The 20,094-nt window shown below is 51.1% G+C and carries 21 protein-coding genes and 1 tRNA gene; 12 read left to right on the top strand and 10 right to left on the bottom strand.

Annotated elements, in window-relative coordinates; all coding sequences use genetic code 11:
- The first annotated feature begins 122 nt into the window (after positions 1 to 122).
- The 3 genes from BOW06_RS03430 (at position 123) to rdgB (ending at position 2,761) form a co-directional block, all read left to right on the top strand.
- Positions 123 to 662 carry a TRAP transporter small permease gene (locus BOW06_RS03430; RefSeq protein WP_179115082.1) on the top strand — a complete coding sequence of 180 codons (540 nt, stop codon included), beginning with the start codon at positions 123 to 125 and terminating at the stop codon, positions 660 to 662.
- Positions 659 to 2,056: a TRAP transporter large permease gene (locus tag BOW06_RS03435; protein WP_078459449.1), complete on the top strand. Its 1,398-nt coding sequence runs from the start codon at positions 659 to 661 to the stop codon at positions 2,054 to 2,056. The genes BOW06_RS03430 and BOW06_RS03435 overlap by 4 nt, the downstream gene beginning before the upstream one ends.
- Positions 2,057 to 2,167: 111 nt before the next feature.
- A complete protein-coding gene (gene rdgB, locus BOW06_RS03440; RefSeq protein ID WP_043115318.1) occupies positions 2,168 to 2,761 on the top strand; it encodes an RdgB/HAM1 family non-canonical purine NTP pyrophosphatase in 594 nt (197 codons plus the stop codon).
- A 133-nt stretch (positions 2,762 to 2,894) separates the two neighbouring features.
- Here rdgB and BOW06_RS03445 read toward each other — a convergent pair whose 3' ends face one another.
- The 6 genes from BOW06_RS03445 to BOW06_RS03470 form a co-directional block, all read right to left on the bottom strand.
- Positions 2,895 to 4,217 (bottom strand): ATP-binding protein, encoded by a 1,323-nt coding sequence (locus tag BOW06_RS03445; protein ID WP_078454255.1) that lies wholly within the window; start codon positions 4,215 to 4,217, stop codon positions 2,895 to 2,897.
- Positions 4,214 to 4,897: a response regulator transcription factor gene (locus tag BOW06_RS03450; RefSeq protein WP_078455103.1), complete on the bottom strand. Its 684-nt coding sequence runs from the start codon at positions 4,895 to 4,897 to the stop codon at positions 4,214 to 4,216. The genes BOW06_RS03445 and BOW06_RS03450 overlap by 4 nt, the downstream gene beginning before the upstream one ends.
- A 10-nt stretch (positions 4,898 to 4,907) precedes the next feature.
- Entirely contained in the window at positions 4,908 to 5,147 is a 240-nt protein-coding gene (locus BOW06_RS03455) for a PepSY domain-containing protein (RefSeq protein WP_043115313.1), read from the bottom strand.
- A gap of 48 nt (positions 5,148 to 5,195) precedes the next feature.
- Positions 5,196 to 5,663 carry an FAD-linked oxidase C-terminal domain-containing protein gene (locus tag BOW06_RS03460; RefSeq protein WP_078452764.1) on the bottom strand — a complete coding sequence of 156 codons (468 nt, stop codon included), beginning with the start codon at positions 5,661 to 5,663 and terminating at the stop codon, positions 5,196 to 5,198.
- Positions 5,664 to 5,767: 104 nt separating this feature from the next.
- A complete protein-coding gene (locus tag BOW06_RS03465; RefSeq protein ID WP_043115309.1) occupies positions 5,768 to 6,145 on the bottom strand; it encodes a DUF2782 domain-containing protein in 378 nt (125 codons plus the stop codon).
- A gap of 12 nt (positions 6,146 to 6,157) precedes the next feature.
- Entirely contained in the window at positions 6,158 to 6,868 is a 711-nt protein-coding gene (locus BOW06_RS03470; RefSeq protein ID WP_078454254.1) for an LOG family protein, read from the bottom strand.
- 145 nt (positions 6,869 to 7,013) lie between these two features.
- On the opposite strand from BOW06_RS03470, the gene BOW06_RS03475 reads away from it, so the two are divergent.
- The 5 genes from BOW06_RS03475 (at position 7,014) to BOW06_RS03495 (ending at position 11,498) form a co-directional block, all read left to right on the top strand.
- Positions 7,014 to 9,005 carry a UvrD-helicase domain-containing protein gene (locus tag BOW06_RS03475; RefSeq protein ID WP_078454253.1) on the top strand — a complete coding sequence of 664 codons (1,992 nt, stop codon included), beginning with the start codon at positions 7,014 to 7,016 and terminating at the stop codon, positions 9,003 to 9,005.
- Positions 9,006 to 9,135: 130 nt separating this feature from the next.
- Positions 9,136 to 9,849 (top strand): SDR family NAD(P)-dependent oxidoreductase, encoded by a 714-nt coding sequence (locus BOW06_RS03480; RefSeq protein WP_043115305.1) that lies wholly within the window; start codon positions 9,136 to 9,138, stop codon positions 9,847 to 9,849.
- A gap of 4 nt (positions 9,850 to 9,853) precedes the next feature.
- On the top strand, positions 9,854 to 10,171 hold the full coding sequence (locus BOW06_RS03485) for a hypothetical protein (protein ID WP_043115304.1): 318 nt from the start codon (positions 9,854 to 9,856) through the stop codon (positions 10,169 to 10,171).
- Between the two features lie 83 nt (positions 10,172 to 10,254).
- On the top strand, positions 10,255 to 10,773 hold the full coding sequence (locus BOW06_RS03490; RefSeq protein WP_230208712.1) for a sigma-70 family RNA polymerase sigma factor: 519 nt from the start codon (positions 10,255 to 10,257) through the stop codon (positions 10,771 to 10,773).
- On the top strand, positions 10,770 to 11,498 hold the full coding sequence (locus BOW06_RS03495) for a DUF3379 family protein (RefSeq protein WP_043115301.1): 729 nt from the start codon (positions 10,770 to 10,772) through the stop codon (positions 11,496 to 11,498). Before BOW06_RS03490 ends, BOW06_RS03495 begins: the two co-directional genes overlap by 4 nt.
- A gap of 74 nt (positions 11,499 to 11,572) precedes the next feature.
- On the opposite strand, the gene BOW06_RS03500 is transcribed toward BOW06_RS03495, so the two are convergent.
- The 4 genes from BOW06_RS03500 to BOW06_RS03515 form a co-directional block, all read right to left on the bottom strand.
- Positions 11,573 to 13,021 carry a phosphomannomutase gene (locus tag BOW06_RS03500; protein ID WP_078454252.1) on the bottom strand — a complete coding sequence of 483 codons (1,449 nt, stop codon included), beginning with the start codon at positions 13,019 to 13,021 and terminating at the stop codon, positions 11,573 to 11,575.
- 3 nt (positions 13,022 to 13,024) lie between these two features.
- Positions 13,025 to 14,452 carry a mannose-1-phosphate guanylyltransferase/mannose-6-phosphate isomerase gene (locus tag BOW06_RS03505; RefSeq protein ID WP_043115298.1) on the bottom strand — a complete coding sequence of 476 codons (1,428 nt, stop codon included), beginning with the start codon at positions 14,450 to 14,452 and terminating at the stop codon, positions 13,025 to 13,027.
- Positions 14,453 to 14,525: 73 nt separating this feature from the next.
- Positions 14,526 to 16,121: a glucose-6-phosphate isomerase gene (gene pgi / locus BOW06_RS03510; protein WP_043115297.1), complete on the bottom strand. Its 1,596-nt coding sequence runs from the start codon at positions 16,119 to 16,121 to the stop codon at positions 14,526 to 14,528.
- A gap of 363 nt (positions 16,122 to 16,484) precedes the next feature.
- The gene (locus BOW06_RS03515; RefSeq protein ID WP_078454251.1) at positions 16,485 to 17,609 is read right to left on the bottom strand and encodes a nucleotidyltransferase family protein; all 1,125 of its coding nucleotides are present in this window, start codon (positions 17,607 to 17,609) and stop codon (positions 16,485 to 16,487) included.
- A 576-nt stretch (positions 17,610 to 18,185) separates the two neighbouring features.
- On the opposite strand from BOW06_RS03515, the gene BOW06_RS03520 reads away from it, so the two are divergent.
- The 4 genes from BOW06_RS03520 to BOW06_RS03535 form a co-directional block, all read left to right on the top strand.
- Positions 18,186 to 18,276: transfer RNA gene (locus BOW06_RS03520), tRNA-Ser, on the top strand.
- Positions 18,277 to 18,547: 271 nt separating this feature from the next.
- Positions 18,548 to 19,060 (top strand): hypothetical protein, encoded by a 513-nt coding sequence (locus BOW06_RS03525; protein WP_043115295.1) that lies wholly within the window; start codon positions 18,548 to 18,550, stop codon positions 19,058 to 19,060.
- Positions 19,061 to 19,258: 198 nt separating this feature from the next.
- Complete coding sequence (locus tag BOW06_RS03530) at positions 19,259 to 19,564, top strand: hypothetical protein (protein WP_078452768.1); 306 nt, start codon at positions 19,259 to 19,261, stop codon at positions 19,562 to 19,564.
- Positions 19,565 to 19,663: 99 nt separating this feature from the next.
- Positions 19,664 to 20,094, top strand: a 431-nt coding sequence (locus tag BOW06_RS03535) for a hypothetical protein (RefSeq protein WP_143557079.1), incomplete at its 3' end; no start/stop codon positions are given.

The following is a 20,094-nucleotide window of genomic DNA, read 5'->3' on the forward strand; positions in this document are numbered from 1 at the left end:
GCCAATAAGCCATCAATAACACATCGCCTGAATATCAACTAGACTTGTTCATACTGTCTCCGGTTGCCTCACAGCAGCCGGAGACACATAACAACAGATAACAAGAGATAAAGGAAAGGTCCATGCTGCTTCGCATACTCCACAAGGCAGAAGAAACCATCATCGCCCTGCTACTCGTCTCCATGACATTACTGGTTTTTACCGAAACACTGATGCGTTTCGCTTTTGGCGCGGGTGTTATGTGGGCACAGGAATTAACACTGCACCTATCTGCATGGCTGGTCCTCTTCGGTATGTCTTACGGACTCAGGGTTGGCGCACACATCGGTGTCGATTTCCTGGTCAAGAAACTGCCCCACAACGCACAACGTATCGTTACCGGCATCATGCTGCTGGCGGCACTCACTTATTGCGGGCTGTTTATCTACGGCGCTTATGTTTATCTCGACAAGATGGTACTTATTGGTATTGAACTTGATGATTTACCAATACAGAAATGGCAAGCGCACAGCATCCTGTTGCTCGGCTTTGTTTTTCTTGGCGTACGCCTGCTGGAGGTATTGATTCGTGTCATCAAGGGCAAGCAAACACGCTTGATGATGCATGACGAAGCCGAAGAGAACATGCAACTCGCTGCCGAACTGAAGGAGAACAAGTCATGACAACTGCCTTTCTCTTTCTCGCGCTCTTTGTACTGATTTTTATCGGCACGCCAATCGCCGTGGCACTCGGCCTGTCGAGCGTGCTGACAATACTCTTTTTCTCGCACGATTCTCTCGGGTCAGTTGCGCTGAAACTGTTCGAGGCCGAATCCGAGCACTACACCCTGCTCGCAATTCCCTTTTTCATTCTCTCGTCCACCTTCCTCTCAACCGGCGGTGTTGCAAAACGCCTGATCGATTTCGCGATTGCCGCAATCGGACACGTCAGGGGTGGACTTGCAATGGCATCCGTCATGGCCTGTATGCTGTTTGCTGCAGTTTCAGGTTCCTCTCCGGCCACGGTTGCCGCAATCGGAACTATTGTTATCGCTGGCATGGTACGCGCCGGATACCCGGAAAAATTTGCTGCCGGTGTCATTACCAATGCCGGAACCCTGGGCATCCTGATACCACCATCAATCGTCATGCTGGTCTATGCTGCAGCGACAGAGGTCTCCGCTGCACGCATGTTCGAGGCGGGCTTTATTCCCGGCCTGATGATGGGTGGCTTCCTGATGATAGCTATCTATATTGTTGCACGCATCAAAGGCCTGCCTTCACAACCCTTCCCCGGCATCAAGCATTTCCTGAAAACAGGCTGGGTAGCGCTTGGTGGCATGATGCTGATTTTCATCGTGCTCGGTTCCATTTACGGTGGTGTTGCCAGCCCGACTGAAGCCGCGTCTGTTGCCGCCGTGTATGCATTCCTGATTGCCGTCTACGGTTATCGCGATATAGGTCCGTTGAAGAACGTTCCATGGCGCCATGAGGGTGAATCAAGCGCGTCGGTTCTGACTCGCGCCCTTCACCAGTTCCCAACCGTGATCGTCAAGTCATTCTTCGATCCCGAAGTGCGTAAAGTCGTTATGGAAGCTGCCAAGGTCAGTATCATGCTGCTCTTCATCATCGGCAACGCTTTCCTGTTTGCACACGTGCTGACAACAGAGCGTATTCCGCACATGATTACCGAGGGCATCATGGGAATGGGCCTGCCGCCATGGGCATTCCTGATCGTCGTCAACCTGCTTCTGCTGGCTGCCGGCAACTTCATGGAGCCATCGGCGATCCTGCTGATCATGGCCCCAATCCTGTTCCCGATTGCGACACAACTCGGCATCGACCCGATTCATCTCGGCATCATCATGGTCGTCAACATGGAGATCGGCATGCTGACACCGCCGGTAGGGCTCAACCTGTTCGTTACCGCGGGGATAACCGGGCACAGCATGGGCTGGGTCATCAAGGCGGTTCTGCCTTGGATGTTGCTACTGCTCTTCTTCCTCATGCTGATCACCTATATTCCGCAGATATCACTCTTCCTGCCGGAGTATTTCGACAGCCTGCGAGGGCACTAGGCTAACTGAGAAGCCGGGGCAACTGTCCCGGCTTTTTTCTTTACCAGGGTACGGCTCATAATCCTGAAATGGTATGATGTTTGCAGTTTCATCCAGATATTCATTAGCACCATGACAACACGCCAATTTGTTCTCGCCTCAGGCAACCCCGGCAAGGTTCGCGAAATTAACCAGCTGCTGGAATCCAGCCACATCGAAGTGATTCCTCAGTCGGACTTCTCTGTTGAAGAAGTCGAGGAGACCGGTCTGACTTTCGTCGAAAATGCCATACTCAAGGCTCGCAATGCCGCACTTCACAGTGGCCTTCCAGCAATTGCTGACGACTCGGGCATCGAAGTGGATGCACTCGACGGGGCACCCGGTATTTACTCGGCGCGCTATGCAGGTGAAGGCGCTTCCGACGAAGAGAATCTCATCAAGCTACTGAAGGATCTGGAGGGCGTTGCGCCGGAACAACGCACCGGGCGATTCCAGTGCATCATGGTTTACATGCGCCATGCAAAAGACCCGACACCAATTATCTGCCAGGGTACATGGGAAGGACGCATCCTGACCGAACCAAGCGGTGAAAACGGCTTCGGCTACGACCCGATATTCTTCGTGCCATCACACAACTGTAGCTCAGCTGAGCTCGATCCTGATACCAAGAACAGTATGAGTCATCGTGGTATGGCGCTGCGTATGCTGGTTGAGGCCCTATCCTGAGTACTGGTATTCATGCACTGTTTCTGACGGGCCCCAGGACATTTTATCGCGCCGGTGACGACGCTCCTAAAGGCCATTACACCAATACGGGAAGCCTGTTCGGGGTGGTGAAGTCAATAGTATGAACGACAGGTCAATTCTGAGAAACCGCAGGCAGAAAAAGAGATACCCTGGCTCCGCCTGCAGGTGCATTTTCCAGCTTCAACTCACCACCAGCCTCAGTCACAAGGAGTTGGGCAACTGACAGGCCGATACCCTGCCCTGCCACACGTTCATCAGCACGCACACCTCGCTGCAGGTAGATTGATGGATCAGACTCGCCGAAACCCGGGCCATCGTCAGTGATGACGATGGCAATCATGCTGCCACCCTGTTTCTCGCATCTCACCGTGACACTTGATTCAGTCCACTTGAAAGCGTTATCAAGCAGGTTTCCGGCGACCTCGAAAAAGAGTTTTTCGTCACAACTGGCAAGCAGTCCCTCTGTACAGTTCAGGCTGACTGTGACCCCCTTGTCACGATAAACACGTTGCAGAGAATCACACAGGCGGCGCAGAAGAGATGAAATGGCGAGTGGTTCGGCAAAAGCAGTAGTTTCACTACTTGTTGCGCGTGTTAAATGGTATGAGAGTATTTCTTCAATGCGCTGCAACTGCTCTATCCTGCTTTCATCATTCGCTGCGTGTGCATCATTCGACAATACAGCGAGCGGTGTTTTGAGGCTATGTGCCAGGTCACCAAGGCTGTTACGGTAGTGTGACTGACGTCCACGTTCGTGTTTCAACAGACGATTGATTGCAGCCTTTACCGTTTCAAGCTCCTTCGGCATTGCGGCAACAATTTCGCGACGCTCGCCAGAGCGTACCTCATCCACTGCCCTGCCCAGCCTGTTAATCGGAGCAGCCGCCCAACGAAGAACCAGGTATAGAATCGCCAGGAGCAACAGCGACAACAAGCCAAGCCAGATAACAAGTGTGGTGGCAAACACCTCTGATTCACTTCTCGACATGGAGGCCGATTCAAGTGCCCACAATGTCAGGCGATGGGGATTGTCATCAACATACCAGCGTACACCGAGCCCGCTGCCAATATAGTCACCATCCTGTATCTTTAGCCATTCGCCGACTGTCGGTGTTTGCAGCGGTGGAAGCTGATCAATGACAGAGTCCGATTTCCACACTATCCTGCCCTGCGCATCCTGTATGACCACGTAACGTCCGGAACCGGCTTGCGCGAGGCTCGAATCAGGCAGGCTGAAGCGGTCAACAAGGATCTCACCTCTGTCACTCACCTCGGTAGCACCAAGCACACCGTATACAAGGCCCTGCAGCCTGGTATCAACCGCAACCAGCAGGCGCTCCTGATCGGCACGCTGCATAACCCACGCTGTTATAACGACAAATAGCAGCAACACGGCCGTTGCTGCCAGAAGCAGGCGAGCGTGAATTGAATTCAATGATTGCTCCGCTCGAGTGTCAGACGGTAACCCCGCCCGCGCAGTGTTTCGATGGGATCGAGCTTGTTGTCGTGATCGAGTTTTTTGCGCAAGCGCCTGATAAACACTTCGATGGTATTACTGTAGCGGTCGCTCTCCTCGTCATAGAGTTGTTCAATCAGCGCGCGTTTTGAAACCACTTCACCGACATGCAATACGAGATATTCGAGAACACGATACTCATATGCGGTGAGCTCAATCTCCTCGTCATGCATCGTCACACGTTGTCGGGCAGTATCCAGCTTTAACGGACCACACTGCATCACCGCCTGAGTCCAGCCACCGGTTCTGCGCAGTAGCGCACCCAGACGTGCAATCAGTTCCTTGGGGTGAAAAGGTTTAACCAGGTAGTCGTCAGCTCCGGCTTCAAGCCCCTCGACCTTGCTTTGCCAGGCATCACGTGCAGTCAGGATAAGGATGGGATAGTCGAGACCGGCAGCACGTACCTGGCGAATAATCTCGTCGCCCGCGACTCCCGGCAAGCCAAGATCAATGACCTCCATATCAAGCGGATTTTCAAGCGCCTGGAATAGACCATCATCACCATCAGACGCCATGTCAACCGCATAGCCACCATCTTGAAGCAACTGTACAAGCTGAGCACGCAGCCTGTCATCATCTTCTATAATCAGTACACGCACGGCAATCCCCTCAGGGCACCCTGATCACACGCACGTCACCTTTAGAAAGTATCTTGACGCGGTATGCGGGTGGCTTCTTGCCTTTAATGCGCCTGACCGAAAGCACCTTGCCAGGGTGCCGCTTGCGGGCTATCGCTGCTGCCTGTTCACGCGAGAGCTCCCTGTGCCCGTTCCCATTATCGTGAGAACGGGCAGCGAGAGAACCTTGTGCCAGTAGCAGGAATATCAGCAGTGCGAGTCGTAGGTACATTCTGCGTGACTCCTGACATTGAGAATTGCTGGACAAGTTGGCTTACTCTTAATGCTCGTCAAGTCCATCAATGATTCCGTAGAGAAGCATTCCGGCAAAGAAGTCTTCCGCATCAAAATGATCATGGCTTGAATAGTGACGGACGTGATCACGGTGATGTGAAAAGTTTCTTCCGTGCTTATGCTTGTGCGAATGTTTTAGACCACCGGGATGACGATGCCAATGCTTATGTTTTACCACATGGTCACGACGGTGATGACGACCCTTTTTATGACCATGTCCATTTCGGTGGTGACTGTACCTTGGACCGTGGCGATGTTTGTGGACATGCTTTCTGTCACCATGGCGATGCTTGTGCGAATGCCTGGTGACGCGATCCCTGTCTCCACGAACAACAATCACGCTACTATCTTTACCGCCGTGCTTGTGGTGACCATCCTTTTTGTCAGCAACTGCAGGTGTGACAACCAGTAGTGCTGATATTGCAGTTGCAACTGAAATAAGTCGAAGTTTCATTTTGTTTCTCCTGTTGAGCCATTCGTTCTTACTGTGGCTAACAGACTAGATGAACCACCCTGAACAGAAGATGAACGAAGCAGAGAAATATCAGGCAGCCAGATTTACCACTTCATCAGGTTCCACATCTGCGTATCTTGGGAGTGTGGATCGGCTCCACCGTCGTTGACAGTCCCGTCAGCATCCGTGTCATCGAATATATAGACCGGCCCGTGCTTGGGGTCAATCTCGGTTCGATAGAGGCCACCATCGCGGCGGTACTCGTAAACAGTCGCACCCTCTCCCTTGACGACAGTGACATTATGTCGTGCCGGTGCTGACTCTTCCTGTTTCCTGCGCTGCTCTTCGGCAAGGTAGCGTTTAAGCGTCACATCCCCGGGCTTTTGCAGTTTTGGCGGTGGCGGTGCCGCTACCTGATCAGCTGCGGTAACTGCTCCACTGGAGAGCAATACAAGACAAATACTGTATACAATCGGTTTCATATTGGATCCTGTTTAAAGCTCCATCAGCAGATCTTTTTCTGCTTCAGAGGGTTCAAGGCTACGCCCTTCATAATGTTTGAATATTGCTTCAACGACCTCTTCAGGATCGTCGATAATCTGAATCAAATCAAGGTCATTTTCACTGATTGTGCCATGATGCAGCATGGTTTTTTCAAACCAGTCGATCAGACCTGTCCAGAAATCCCTCTCTACAAGGATAATCGGGATGCGGCGGCTCTTGCCAGTCTGGATCAGGGTGACAATCTCGGCAAACTCATCCAGTGTGCCAAAACCACCGGGCATAACAATATAGGCGACAGCATGCTTAACGAACATCACCTTGCGCGCAAAGAAGTGCGTAAAATCGAGGCTAATATCCTGGTAGTGGTTTGAAAATTGCTCCTGGGGAAGGGAGATATTGAGGCCGACGCTGGGTGCCTTGCCCATCTTGCCGCCCCGATTAGCTGCTTCCATGATACCGGGCCCACCACCAGATACGACAGCGAAACCGGCTTCCGAACAGAGCCGCGACAGTGTCACCGTCTTCTCGTACCAGGGGTGCATCTCCGGCGTACGAGCCGACCCGAAAATGCTAACCGCAGGCTGGATTGACTGTAACTTCTCGAAACCACCGACAAATTCGGCCATGATCTGGAAAACTCGCCAGGACTCATGCGCCGGGCGCTGAGACATGCTTTCGATTTTGCTATTTTTTTTATCCATTGCCACTAAATACAGGTTACTTTTTGTGTGTTGATCTGGATAATACCACTTCCTGACAAAACACGGCGCCAGTGATGCTGAGCCGACTAACCTGATCGAATCAATTGCCCAGTTACCCTGAAACAGATACCGGAATCACTCGCTGATGGCTGCCACAAATCTCAACCCTGAGCAGCAGTCTGCGGTCCACCACCTAGGCTCTCCGCTACTGGTACTTGCCGGAGCCGGTTCTGGCAAAACGGGTGTGATTACACACAAAATCGCCTGGCTGATTGAAAAAGCCGGCATACCGGCGCACGCGATCATGGCCGTCACCTTCACCAACAAGGCTGCGCGCGAGATGCGAGGTCGTGTCAGCGGTCTGATGGATAGCGGCAAAGCACGTGGGCTCAAGGTCAGTACTTTCCACCAACTGGGCCTGACAATCCTCAGGAAGGAACATATGCATGTTGGCCTGAAAGCGGGCTTCACCCTGCTCGACGAACAAGATACTGGCCCACTTGTGCAGGAACTGCTGCGCAACGCGGATGACGACGACAAGTCCGAAGGTATCCGCTGGAAAATCTCCGAATGGAAAGGCAAGCTGATCACGCCCGCACAGGCAGTCAGCATGGCTGAAGACGCCCTCGAACTACGCGCTGCACAATGCTACGGCGCCTACGAACGCACTCTCAGAGCCTACAATGCAGTCGATTTTGATGATCTGATTCGTCTCCCGGTACTGTTATTCCGTGAGCATCCGCAAGTTCTTGAGGCGTGGCAGAACCGGATTCGCTACCTGCTTGTTGACGAATACCAGGACACTGACCTGAGTCAGTATGAACTGGTCAAGCAGATCGCAGGCATCAGGCAGGCCTTCACAGTGGTCGGCGACGACGACCAGTCAATCTACGCCTGGCGCGGCGCAAATCCCGATAACCTGCGCCAACTGCAGCAGGATTTCCCGATGCTGAAGGTAATCAAGCTGGAACAGAACTACCGCTCCGTCAGCACTATACTCGATGCTGCAAACAGCCTGATCGCCAACAACCCCCACATTTTCGAGAAACGCCTGTGGAGCCAGCTGGCACAGGGTGAGAAGATCCAGGTAATCCAGTGCAAGGGAGAGGAGCAGGAAGCCGAACAGGTCGTTTCAGACATTCTGATGCACAAGTTTCAGGGCAGGAAACTTGGCGATATTGCCATTCTCTATCGCAGTAATCACCAGGCTCGTGCCTTCGAGAAAGCGCTGCGCCACCATGACCTGCCCTACTTTCTCAGCGGTAGCCTCTCCTTCTTTGGACGTGCCGAAGTGAAGGATGCAATGGCCTACCTGCGCCTGATTGCCAATCCCGACGACAACACCGCATTTCTGCGTATCATCAATATTCCACGCCGTGATATCGGACCGGCCACGCTGGAAAAGCTTGCACAATACGCCAACGAGCGTGACATCAGCCTACTCTCGGCTTGTCGTGAATTCGGCATCAGGGAGACGATTGACGAACGCCGCTGCAAGCGCCTGCATGCATTTTCTGACTGGATCGAAACATTCCAGCGCATGGCTCTCGAAGAAGGCGTCCCCGGCAGCCTGCTACAGGCCCTCAACGAAATCGAATACCCTGACTGGCTGCACGAAAAGAGCACCTCGGAAACAGTAGCCATGAAACGCTGGGAAAACGTACTGGAACTGGTCAACTGGCTGGCGAAACTTGAGGAAGAGAAAGAGGCTGAACCACTGGAACTGGTCAATCATCTTGCATTGATGGATATCCTCGAACGCCAGGACGAGGGCAGCGACACGGACCGCGTCAACCTGATGACCCTACACGCTGCCAAGGGGCTGGAATTTCCTGTAGTCTATCTTGTCGGTATCGAGGAGGGCATCCTCCCCCACCAGAACAGTATCGATGATGAGAATATCGAGGAAGAGCGCCGCCTTGCCTATGTAGGAATAACCCGTGCACGCCACCGCCTGGTCATGACCATGTGTGAAAAACGCCGTCGATTCGGCGAATGGCAAAGCTGTGAACCGAGTCGATTCCTCGACGAACTACCGGAAGAGCTGCTCGAATGGCAGGGCCGCAAGGGCGAACAGAAAAAAACCGTAGAAAAAGGCAAGGCGCACCTGGCAAATATCAAAGCACTGCTGGGTTAGTTGATCGTTGCTCATTAGTTGCTGACAACTGACTGTCCCTGGTTTCGCTACAAAACCTTATAACTTGTAACTTGTAACTTTCTGCTCATAGCTGAAACTGTTAAAAAGCAGAAACCACAAGGGGATAAGAATGTCGGAGTTCAAAGACAAGGTCATTATCATCACGGGTGCGGCTGGCAACCTGGGTGAAGCAGTAGCACAAAGGTTTGCTCAGGATGGTGCAAAAATCGCCCTGGTTGATATCGACGAGGAAGGTATGGCAGAAACCGCTTCAAGGCTCCCTGCAGAAACCACCTGTATCAGCATCAAAACCAACCTGTTCGAACCTGAATCGGTAGCTGCCATGGCAGATGCAGTAAAGCAGCAGTTCGGCAACTGTGACTACCTTGCAAATATCGCTGGCGGTTTCGCAATGGGCTCCAAGCTCTACGAGGCGAGTGACAGGGAGTGGCAGATGATGATGGGACTTAACGCGCAGTCTGTCTTCCACAGCTCTCGTGTCACCATCCCGCAGATGATTGAAACAGGTGCTGGCCGGATCGTCAGCATCTCTGCACGCGCAGCCAGGGAAGGTAAGGCAACCATGGGACCCTACTGCGCTTCCAAGGCAGCTGTAATCACCCTGACAGAAAGCATGGCTGCAGAGCATAAAATGGATAACATCAATGTTAACTGCATCCTTCCCGGTACCATCGATACACCGGAAAACCGCTCAGCCATGCCTGACGCTGATTTTGACAACTGGGTTCCACCCGCAGCACTCGCCGATGTCGTCGCGTTCCTGTGCTCAGATGCAGCACGCTGCGTTACCGGTGCCGCTGTGCCGGTTTACGGCAAAAGCTGAGACCATGATGCGGCGCCCCCGGCTCACTTTCGAGAATTCGGACGGTAGAGGGGAACAGCTCGCTGAATTAATGCGTCGATACGCACACACGGCCTATCCTCCCGGTGGCTCGGAGTGCGCCGCTACCAGCCGCGAGACCTTGCTTGATTACGCTGCGAAGGCTGCTGATGGCTCACTCGCCATCAGTAGTCGGCAACTACCAATGATAAAAGCCGCAATCAAATGGTATTACGCCGAGATTGTGGATGACACCATGCAGAGGGACAGACTCCTCAACGCCTTCCAAAAGCACGCAAACATGCCAAAAAGCAAAGAGATGTGATTTTTTTCATTCGTGTGAAAGAAAATCCCGGTTGGCTGTGTCTCCTTCCCTGAGATATGGAGAAAAACGATGAAAACAGAGTCATGAAGAAGAAAAAGAGGCAATTCGAACGACTTGTCGACCTCTACGCGCAAGATATTCATCGTTTTGCACTGTGGCTGACAAAAGACCATCACACAGCAGAGGATGTTGTGCAGGAAGCTTACGCAAGAGCCTGGAAAAACCTGGATCAATTAAAAGACGAAAGCGTTGCCAAGTCCCGGTTACTGACCATCGTCAGGAACGAGAATGCCAGGCGTTTCCAGCGTAAACAGTTTGATCTTGTGGACATCGACAATACCCAGGTAACAGCAAGCGCTGATTCTGAACCGGAAAACCGGACCGAGATCAGCATTATGAGAAAGGCGATCGCGGCCCTCCCGATTGACTACAGGGAACCGCTGGTAATGCAGGTAATACACGGCATGAGTTGTCGGGAAATTGCCGAGACGATGGACCTGCCTGAAAATACTGTCATGACGCGACTGTTTCGCGCCAAGCAGAAGGTCAAGGGCAGTTTGACAGAGACACAAAGTTCGAATGTAGCGAGGTTGTATCCATGAATGAGATCGAATTCAGAAAACAGTGTGTAATCGATCCCAACAGCGAGGACGAGCGCTTTGTTGAAGCGATGCAGGATTCAGAGCTGCACAAGATCAGGGAGGAATATCTTGATTTTGATGCACAGCTCAAGGATGCCATGCGACTTCAAAGTGACTTTGACCCGGAGAGCCTCAAACTGATCCCTCAGGAAATGGATGAGGAGCATGCCAAAGAGGAATCCTCATGGTTCAAATCTGCGCTCAGGCCCGCCTACTCCATTGCCGCCAGTTTTGTCGCCGCCATGGTGGTCGTTTTCGGCCTGTTGCTACAACCCGAACCTGCGCTGTCCGAAAGCATGATGGATCACCTCTATGATCACATGGAAGTCACACACATTCGCACCAAATTTCCACAACAGAAGTTACGGCCGCTACTGGATGAATATGGCATCCGAATCTCGGAGGTGCTGACGGAACGCATGCGTCATGCAAGCAAATGTGAACTTGAAAACCTCACGAGTTTGCACATCGTGTTTGATGGTGAATCAGGTCCGGTAACACTGTTTTTCATGCCGGGCGCCGAGGTAGATCGAGCCAGCATGATGGGACGTGAGCAGTTTCACGGCATCCTATTCCAGCACGGTGATGGCGCAGTCGGCATCATCGGTGTCATGGATGAGCAACTACTTCCCCTGAAGGACGAGGTTGAAGCCTCACTCGTCCCGTTAACCCCAAAAGAGGCTTAATCCGGCTTGCCGGGTTTATCGCCGTGTCGCATATAGAGGTGTGTGCGACATGGCATTTTTTTATTTCTCTTCAGCTAACCAGGTATATTGGCAGATACCTTTAGTCGTGAAAGACACGACTGGCAAAGTACATTGGCGCGTTCAGGTGTATCAGCTTCGGCATAACAGCGCAGTTCGGGTGCATTCCCAGATGGCCTCAAATGAACAATCACGCCGCTTTCAAATGTCACCCTTAAACCATCTGTCAGGTCTACACCAGCAACAGTGCCTGACCCAGGCGCAAGCAATGCAGCGGCCTGATCATGGTTTTTCTGCAAACTCCCGATCAAGCGGTGGCTCTGCTCAGTTGGAAAGTTCTCTATTCTGTCACTGGCCGTAAACCTTGATGGCAGGGTCGTTGGCAATTCAGACAACAGCAGCCCTTTCTCTTTTGCCATGCATAGCAGTGCCAGCATCGGCAGAAGTGCATCCCTGGTTGGCAGAGCGGTCAAGGTACGCCCTTCTCTTTCGATATCACTTCCGAGTAGAAAGCCACCGTTGGCCTCGTACCCGACAACACCCTTGTACTCAGCTGCAGATGTGTCCATTCCCTCTATCACGTAGGGTGAGCCAATGCGCGTGCGCACCACTTTTTCAAACCAGCCACACTTCTCGACCGAGGTGTTGCTGTTAACCGGAGTTACCACGATATTCGCCTGCAGGTAGCCTGCGCACAGGACGCCGACATCATCACCACGAAACCATTTGCCCTTCTCGTCGCCGATCAGTGGCCTGTCTCCGTCACCATCTGTGGATAGGAGTGCATCAAAATTATTCTCCTGTGCCCACAAGTGAGCCTGCTCAATATCCTCGGGGCGTACAGCCTCGGTATCAATAGGTATGAACTGGTCGGTACGCCCCAGTGAAATAACCTCTGCCCCCATACTATCGAGAGTTGTATGCAACAGGTCGCGCGCAACACTGGAATGCTCATAGACGGCGACACGCATGCCAACCAGCGACTGATCGCCGAAATAGTCCGGATACCTGGATGTATAGTCATCCCCAACTTCGCGTGAGAGCGGCGGAAGTTCAATTACCTCGAACTGATTCGGAATAGTGACTACCGCATTGCGTATCGTTCCTTCGTCAGCCTTGGTGATTTCACCTTCGGCGCGATAGAACTTGATACCGTTGCGGTCAAAAGGAATGTGACTGCCTGTGACGACAATTGCAGGAGAATTTGTCTTGGCTGCGTAGAGTCCCAGTGCCGGTGTAGGCAGGGCGCCTGCATAGACAATCTCAAGACCGGCGTCGGTAATTGCCGTTGCACAGGCACGTGCGATTGCGGGGCTGCTGGGACGTAGATCGTGGCCGAGCACAACATGCCCGAACTTTTCCCCGTTACTCGATACAGCCTGCAGAAAAGCGGCGGAATAAGCATAGCAGAGTTCATCCGACATCTGCTCGACAAGCCCACGAACACCGCTTGTACCGAAGCCGACACCGGATGTCTCCATCAGGTCGCCGATTAACTTATTCATTAGTCAGCCTTCCCCGGATTCAGAAGCGCGACCGTAACGATCTTCAAAACGGACGATATCATCCTCATCCAGGTAGGTACCAGATTGAACCTCGATCAGTTCCAGTGGAATTACACCGGGGTTTTCAAGCGCATGTACCTGGCCGATTGGAATATAGGTTGACTCGTTCTCTGATACAAGGTAAGTCTCCTCTCCGTTGGTTACCTTTGCGGTTCCGTTGACAACAACCCAGTGCTCAGCGCGATGATGATGCATCTGCACCGAGAGCTTGGCACCCGGTTTTACCGTGATTCGCTTGACCTTGTAACGTTCGCCGTAATCAATTGAGTCATACTCACCCCACGGGCGATACACCTCGCGGTGGTTCATATGCTCGTGACGCCCGTCACTGCTGATCTGCTCGACGATTTTCTTGACCTCCTGCACCTTGTCTTTATGCGCGACCAACACAGCATCAAGTGTCTGGACTATAACAAGATCATCAACACCAACGGCAGTCACCAGGCTACTGTCGGCATGGATATAGCAGTTGTTGCTGTCATGCTGAATGACATCCCCCTTAAGAACGTTGCCGTCACCGTTCTTTTCACTCACCTCCCACAAGGCTGACCAGGCACCAATATCACTCCAGCCGGCATCGAGCGGAACCATGACTGCATCGGCAGTTTTTTCCATGACCGCGTAGTCGATAGAATCGGCAGGACAGGTGGAAAAAATAGCATCATCAACACGGGTAAAGTGCATATCCTGTGATGAACCTTTTAACGCATCCCGGCATGTGTTGAGGATATCCGGGCTGAATGCCTCCAGCTCCTGCAGGTAGCGACTGGCGCGGAACATGAACATACCGCTGTTCCAGTAATAACTGCCGCTGGAAAGATACTCCTGTGCAGTTTCCAGATCGGGCTTTTCTACAAAACGGCTGACCTCGAAGCCACCCTGTTCCAGTGCATCACCCTGCTCAATATAACCGTAGCCGATTTCGGGCTTGCTCGGTACGATACCGAATGTCACCAGCTTGCCAGCCTCTGCCTGTGGCAATGCAGCCTTGATACTGAGCTGGAAGGCATCAACATCGTGTATCAGGTGATCTGCAGCCAGTACCAGCATGATTGGATCATCATCCTGTTCAACCGCTGTCAATGCAGCCAGCGCGATTGCCGGTGCAGTATTGCGTCCAACCGGCTCAAGCAGAATATTCGCTTCCTCCATGTCAAGCTGTCGCAGTTGCTCTGCAGCAAGGAATCGATGCTCCTCGTTACAGATCAGTCTCGGCAGTGCAACATCCAGCCCCTGCAAGCGCAGAATGGTAGACTGCAGCATGGAGTATTTCTCATCGGTTACGGCGAGAAACTGCTTAGGATTCAACTGGCGCGATAACGGCCACAGACGTGAGCCAGATCCTCCGGCCATGATGACTGGTAACAGCATAGTGCGAGATCCCTTCTCAATTCAGCTGGGCAAGCAAACCCAGATATAAACATTAGTTAAAACACCATACCTGCTAAAGCGTGGCATCAACAGCAGCAAGCAATGTACGAGTCGAATCGTCGAGATCCGACTTGTCACTCTCTTCACTCAACAGCTTGTCAGCGAGAACCTTGCCAAGTTCAACACCCCATTGGTCGAAGGAGTTAATATTCCACAGGCAGCCCTGAACAAACACTTTGTGCTCATAGAGAGCAATCAGTGCGCCGAGTGTATACGGCGAGAGCTCATCCATCAGTATGACATTCGACGGGCGATTCCCCGGGTAATGTCTGTACGGCTCGCTTTCTTCTGCCTGCTTGCCCTGCATTAACGCCGCTGACTGTGCCAGCATATTGGCAAGCAGAACACGGTGGTGATCTGGCGAACTCATTTTGTCCTTGAGTACACCGATGAAATCGACCGGTACCATGTGGCTTCCCTGGTGAAGAAGCTGAAAAAAGCTGTGCTGGCCATTGGTGCCTGTCTGCCCCCAGACAATCGGCCCGGTCTTGCAGTTAACTGCACTGCCATCATGCATGACCAACTTTCCGTTACTCTCCATGTCGAGCTGCTGAAGATAGGTGGGGAATTCGACCATACGCTGGCAATAGGGAATCACAGCCTGGCTTTCGGCATCGAAAAAATCCGTGTACCACAACCCCAGCAGCGCCATGATGACGGGCATGTTCTGATCCGCTGGTGATGACCTGAAATGCCTGTCCATCTCTCTCGCGCCATTCAACAGTTTTTCAAAGCGTTCGTAACCAAGAGAGATGGCGATTGACAAGCCGATGGTCGACCACAGCGAGTAGCGCCCACCAACCCAATCCCAGAACTCTAGCAGGTTCTCTTCCAGCACACCCAGCTTGATGGCATTCTCAGGCGAGGCAGTCACACCGATAAAATGTGATGTTGCATAGGGATTTTCCAAACTGAGGTGTTCGCGAAACCATGCAGCCGCAGTATTCGCATTCAGCAAGGTCTCCTGGGTGGTAAAAGTTTTACTGGAAATGATAACCAGGGTAGTTTCCGGATCGAGTTTCTTAAGCGTTGAGTTGATCAACTCACCATCAACATTGGAAACAAAGTGACAGCGTACCGATGGATGGGCAAACTCCTTGAGTGCCTCGCATACCATGCGGGGACCGAGGTCTGAACCACCGATACCCAGGTTGATGACATCTGTCACCTGCCTCCCGGAGGAACCGCGCCAGTTACCGGACCGGATCTTGTCGCTGACTTCCTTTATATGCTGTTTTTGCGCCTCGATTTGTGTACCAAGGTTCTCGAGACCATCATCGGCAAGCATCTGCTTGTCAGAACGGAGCGCGGTGTGCAATACCGGACGCTGTTCGGTGGTATTGATTGCATAACCGCGGAACATCGCTTCACGCTGCTCTTCGAAAGGCGATTCAGACAGCAGGTCCAATAGTGCTCTTCTGACATTTTCATCTACCAGGTTCTTGGAGAAGTCCAGGTAGACGCCAGCGCATTTGAGTGAATATTTCTCTACCCTGCTGTTGTCTGCGGCATAGAGTTCACTGATACGAAGTTCACTAATCGACCGGGTGAGTTTCTTCAGTGCCGACCAGCTATCAGTTGCGGTGATGTCATACTTCTCTACTTTCATTTTTATTGCATTCCATACTATCAGGCATATTTGTGCCAAAAGGTTATAAATCGATCTACTGCTGCAGACCAGTCATGCGATGACATGCCTAGAGCTGATGCAGTCGCCGCATCAATATCATCCGATTCCATCTCCAGCAGTAACGGCAAGACTGAAATCAGTCGTTCCCTGGGGTAACGCCATGCCTAGCCAGAAACCGAAAACAGCACTCCGGGACCGAAATCCCGTACATTAATCGCGAGGTTGCGTGCCACGGCCCTTGCGCCCGCACAATACTTCCCAGCCCAATGCATCGATAAAGATAACAACTGAGAGTTTCTCTGACTTGGATTATTCACTCATGTAAGCCTTCTGCAGACAAATTTATTTCAAGGGTGACTCGCTGACGGATTTACTGCGCACATCACTGATGAGCCAGTCGAAACCGCCTTCGCCAAGGTGTACGACATTGCCCGCGAAATCAATACAGTGCGGACCGAAAACAATTTTCATATCGAGTGTCGCTCCACCCGATATGCGCGTGTGATGCCAGACGATGCTATTGCGGATTTCTGCATCACTCTCAATCACGCAACCGGAATGTATCAACGCCGGCCCGTGGACAACTGCATCTTTCCTGATCACGGTGGAGCCACCGATATAGACCGGGCTCTTGATGTCTGCACCTTCTTCAATCAACACGTTGGCACCAGTATAAACACCGGGCGAGACCTCCTCACCTGGAATCGTGAAGCCGTGAATCTCGTTGTTGAGCGCCATCTCCGTAGCATCCCACAGATCGGGAGTCGTGCCGATATCGATCCACTGGAACGGCAGGGTTACCCCGTAGAATGGCGCGCCAGCCTCGACGAGCGCCGGAAAGAGCTCGGAACCGATGTCATATTCACCCTCGGATGGAATGAAATTGAATATTTCCGGTTCAAAGATATAGATACCGGTATTCACCACATCACTCTTCGCCTCTTCGGGAGCGGGCTTTTCCTGGAAGGACTCTACGCGGCCATCATCATCGGTCACGACCACGCCGTAGCTACTTACCTCATCACGCGGTACCTGCTTCATAATAATAGTAGCGATCGAGCCTTTTTCACGATGGAAGGCGAGCGCCTCACTGAAATCAACATCAATCACCGCGTCGCCGCACAGTACGGCGAAGGTCGAGTCGAAAAAGCCGGTACGATCCTGGATCAGGCGCATACCGCCAGCAGAACCCATTGCCTGCCCGACCCACTCGTCACCGTCAAAATGGCCTTCCCATGAATACGCCATGTTGACGCCGAGACGGCTGCCATCCTTGAAGTAATCCTCGATATGCTGAGCAAGGTGACTAACGTTAACAATAAAGTCGCTGAAACCGTGTGTTTTGAGATGGGAGATAATCAGTTCCATGACGGGCTGGTTGATCACCGGGATCATCGGCTTTGGAATCTCGTGGGTAATTGGCTGTACCCTGGTGCCCTTTCCGGCCGCCAAAATCATCGCTTTCATTCCATCTCCCTTGTGGTGGAGTGAGTGCTGGCCGATTTAACGAGCAGCCTCTCCATTCGTATTGGCTTTATCGATTAATCATAGCAATAAAGCTGAAGGCTATACCATAATGAAGATACACTAATTAGTAGGAAATCTCGTCTCTGTTAGGAAATCACTAGGTGACGATTTTTCTCATTGCAAGCCTGTTACCTCCATCAACATACTCATCCGTCACTCCATCTATGAACGACTGAATAGTGCCGATTCCAAATCCGAGACTGGAGTTCGCACCATCAGGTATATCCCACTCGTGATTCGCTAAGAGCGGTAGGGCTTACACTCCATCGCTAGCAGTTTGTGTCTCATGACCTGCTTTATTAAGCATTGCCTCAAGAATAATTCGAGTAGAGGGGTCATCTTCCACGATCAGCAATTTGGCCATTATTGTCCTGCGTGAATGAATTCGAGCATGATTCTTCTCAAAGTATAGCGCCCAAAAGGTCAACATGGCAGCGTTACACAGACAGCATCTACAAAAAACTGAAAAAGAAACTGGAAAATTGCAGCGAAATTCATTATATTGCACGACTTGCCGGAGGGGTGGCAGAGCGGTTGAATGCACCGGTCTTGAAAACCGGCATGGGTTAATAGCCCATCCAGGGTTCGAATCCCTGCCCCTCCGCCATATACAGCGCTTATGTATTTGATACATAGGCGTTTTTTCTTTTTATTGACAGTCTAGTGCGCCCTTTCGTGTACCCCTGTGATATTTTTTGGGTTATCCAAGCACACAAATGAGACTAGCATTTCAACGACCGCTTTCGGCCAGAAGCGGACCTTGCCAATCACCTTAGTCTTCTTCATTTGATCGAAATCAATCTCAGTTCATTGCTATCGTCTAAGCTTTACATAGAAGGAGGTGTATTCTGATTAGCACGCCCTTGGGAGAACTAAGCATGTTGTGGCTCGGACAAATGTGCAAATTCGTGTTTTGTGTGGTGTTTGGAATTGCAACTTTCACTATTACGAATGCTCATTCTGATGTTTTGGATGATCTTAAGCCCTCAGACGAGTCATCCCCTGGCATGGATGTCATGCCAGATAAGGAGCGGCTAAAGGAAAGAGTTAGGGAGCGATATGAGGCTTTTGTTAAGAATGATTTAAGACGACTTTATGAAACAAAAGTACCAGAATATAGACAGCCATACGAAAGCTGGAAAAAAATCTGGTCGAAAAAATTGTCTGACACCAAGATTTCGAGTGTTGAACCGGAAAAGATATGTGACTGCAATTGGGCCGTTTTTCCGAATGGGCGGAGTTTTTTCAGATGTACTGTTTTACTTAGATTAACATTCAAAGATGAGAGCAAAGATGACTCAAAAGCTCTTGAAATGTGGCAAATAGAAGACGGCGAATGGTATCAAGGGTATGCCGATCATCATGATTGGGAAGATTGCCCCGGCAAATAAGATTATTATCCGCCAAAGTAACAAAAATAATCTCCCAAAGGGATTTTAGATTTAGTCTCAAACGAATGACCGCTTTGGGTCGTTAACTGCCATTCAGTCTGGTTGAGCTAACCAAATCTCGCCACGGTCTACTTTCGGCCAAAAGCAGAAAATAAGATTATGAGCCACCAAACTGAGTGTTTATCGTATGATTGCTTGATGACAGATTACAAACAATTGATGAACTTCGATCTGAAGCTTTATCCTTATCACCAAGTTACATCGCAATACGCTGGGTCTTTCACAGGGACTGGTGATCAATGGAAGCAATACCAAACGATCAAACAGCCAGGGTTTAACGGGAGTCAGGTAATAGATTTAACCAATTTCTGGCGCATTGTGATTGAACATCAGCCTAGCCATTATCAATGTGATGTAATCGGTCTTGAGACCATCGTGAAGTGGTCGAGTACACGGCAACTTAAAGAGCGCTTCACCCTCGTCGCGCAAATGACCTATAAGTAAGATACGGCAATGATACGCAGCCATTCATCCGAACGGAATGAGCCAAGTCAGGTACATTTAGCCTGCAGTCTCAATCTGATTGATCGAATCTAGTGAAATATGAATACAACAAATAATGGGAGATACATGACTATTAGGCAGGGTTTATATCTTATTGCACTATTGGCATTTCTTTGCTTGCAGACAGCATTTGCTCAAGAAAAGGAAGGTGAAGTGGTCTTAACAGCTCCTCAACGGGCTGAAAAAATGATCATTCTTAATGAGAATGGTGTTGTCGGTGTTACTTATTCTTACCCTTGGAGTTTCAAGTGGGCAGAATACGCTTCTAGTCTGGGTGAATTGTTTGTAAAAGAAATATATTCAGCACAAAACGAGTGCGAAAATACTCTTGCCAAACTTAAGGCAAATGAAGATGCCCTATTAGGCAGCAGTGATCCTCCCCCAATAAGTTGGTCCACCCTTATGATGAGAAAAACGGAGGACCAAAAATGGGAATCAAGCGACACAAACCGGAAGAGATCGTCCAGAAG

Origin of the sequence: Solemya velum gill symbiont, from assembly GCF_002020255.1 — a bacterium.
Classification (GTDB): Bacteria; Pseudomonadota; Gammaproteobacteria; order Chromatiales; family Chromatiaceae.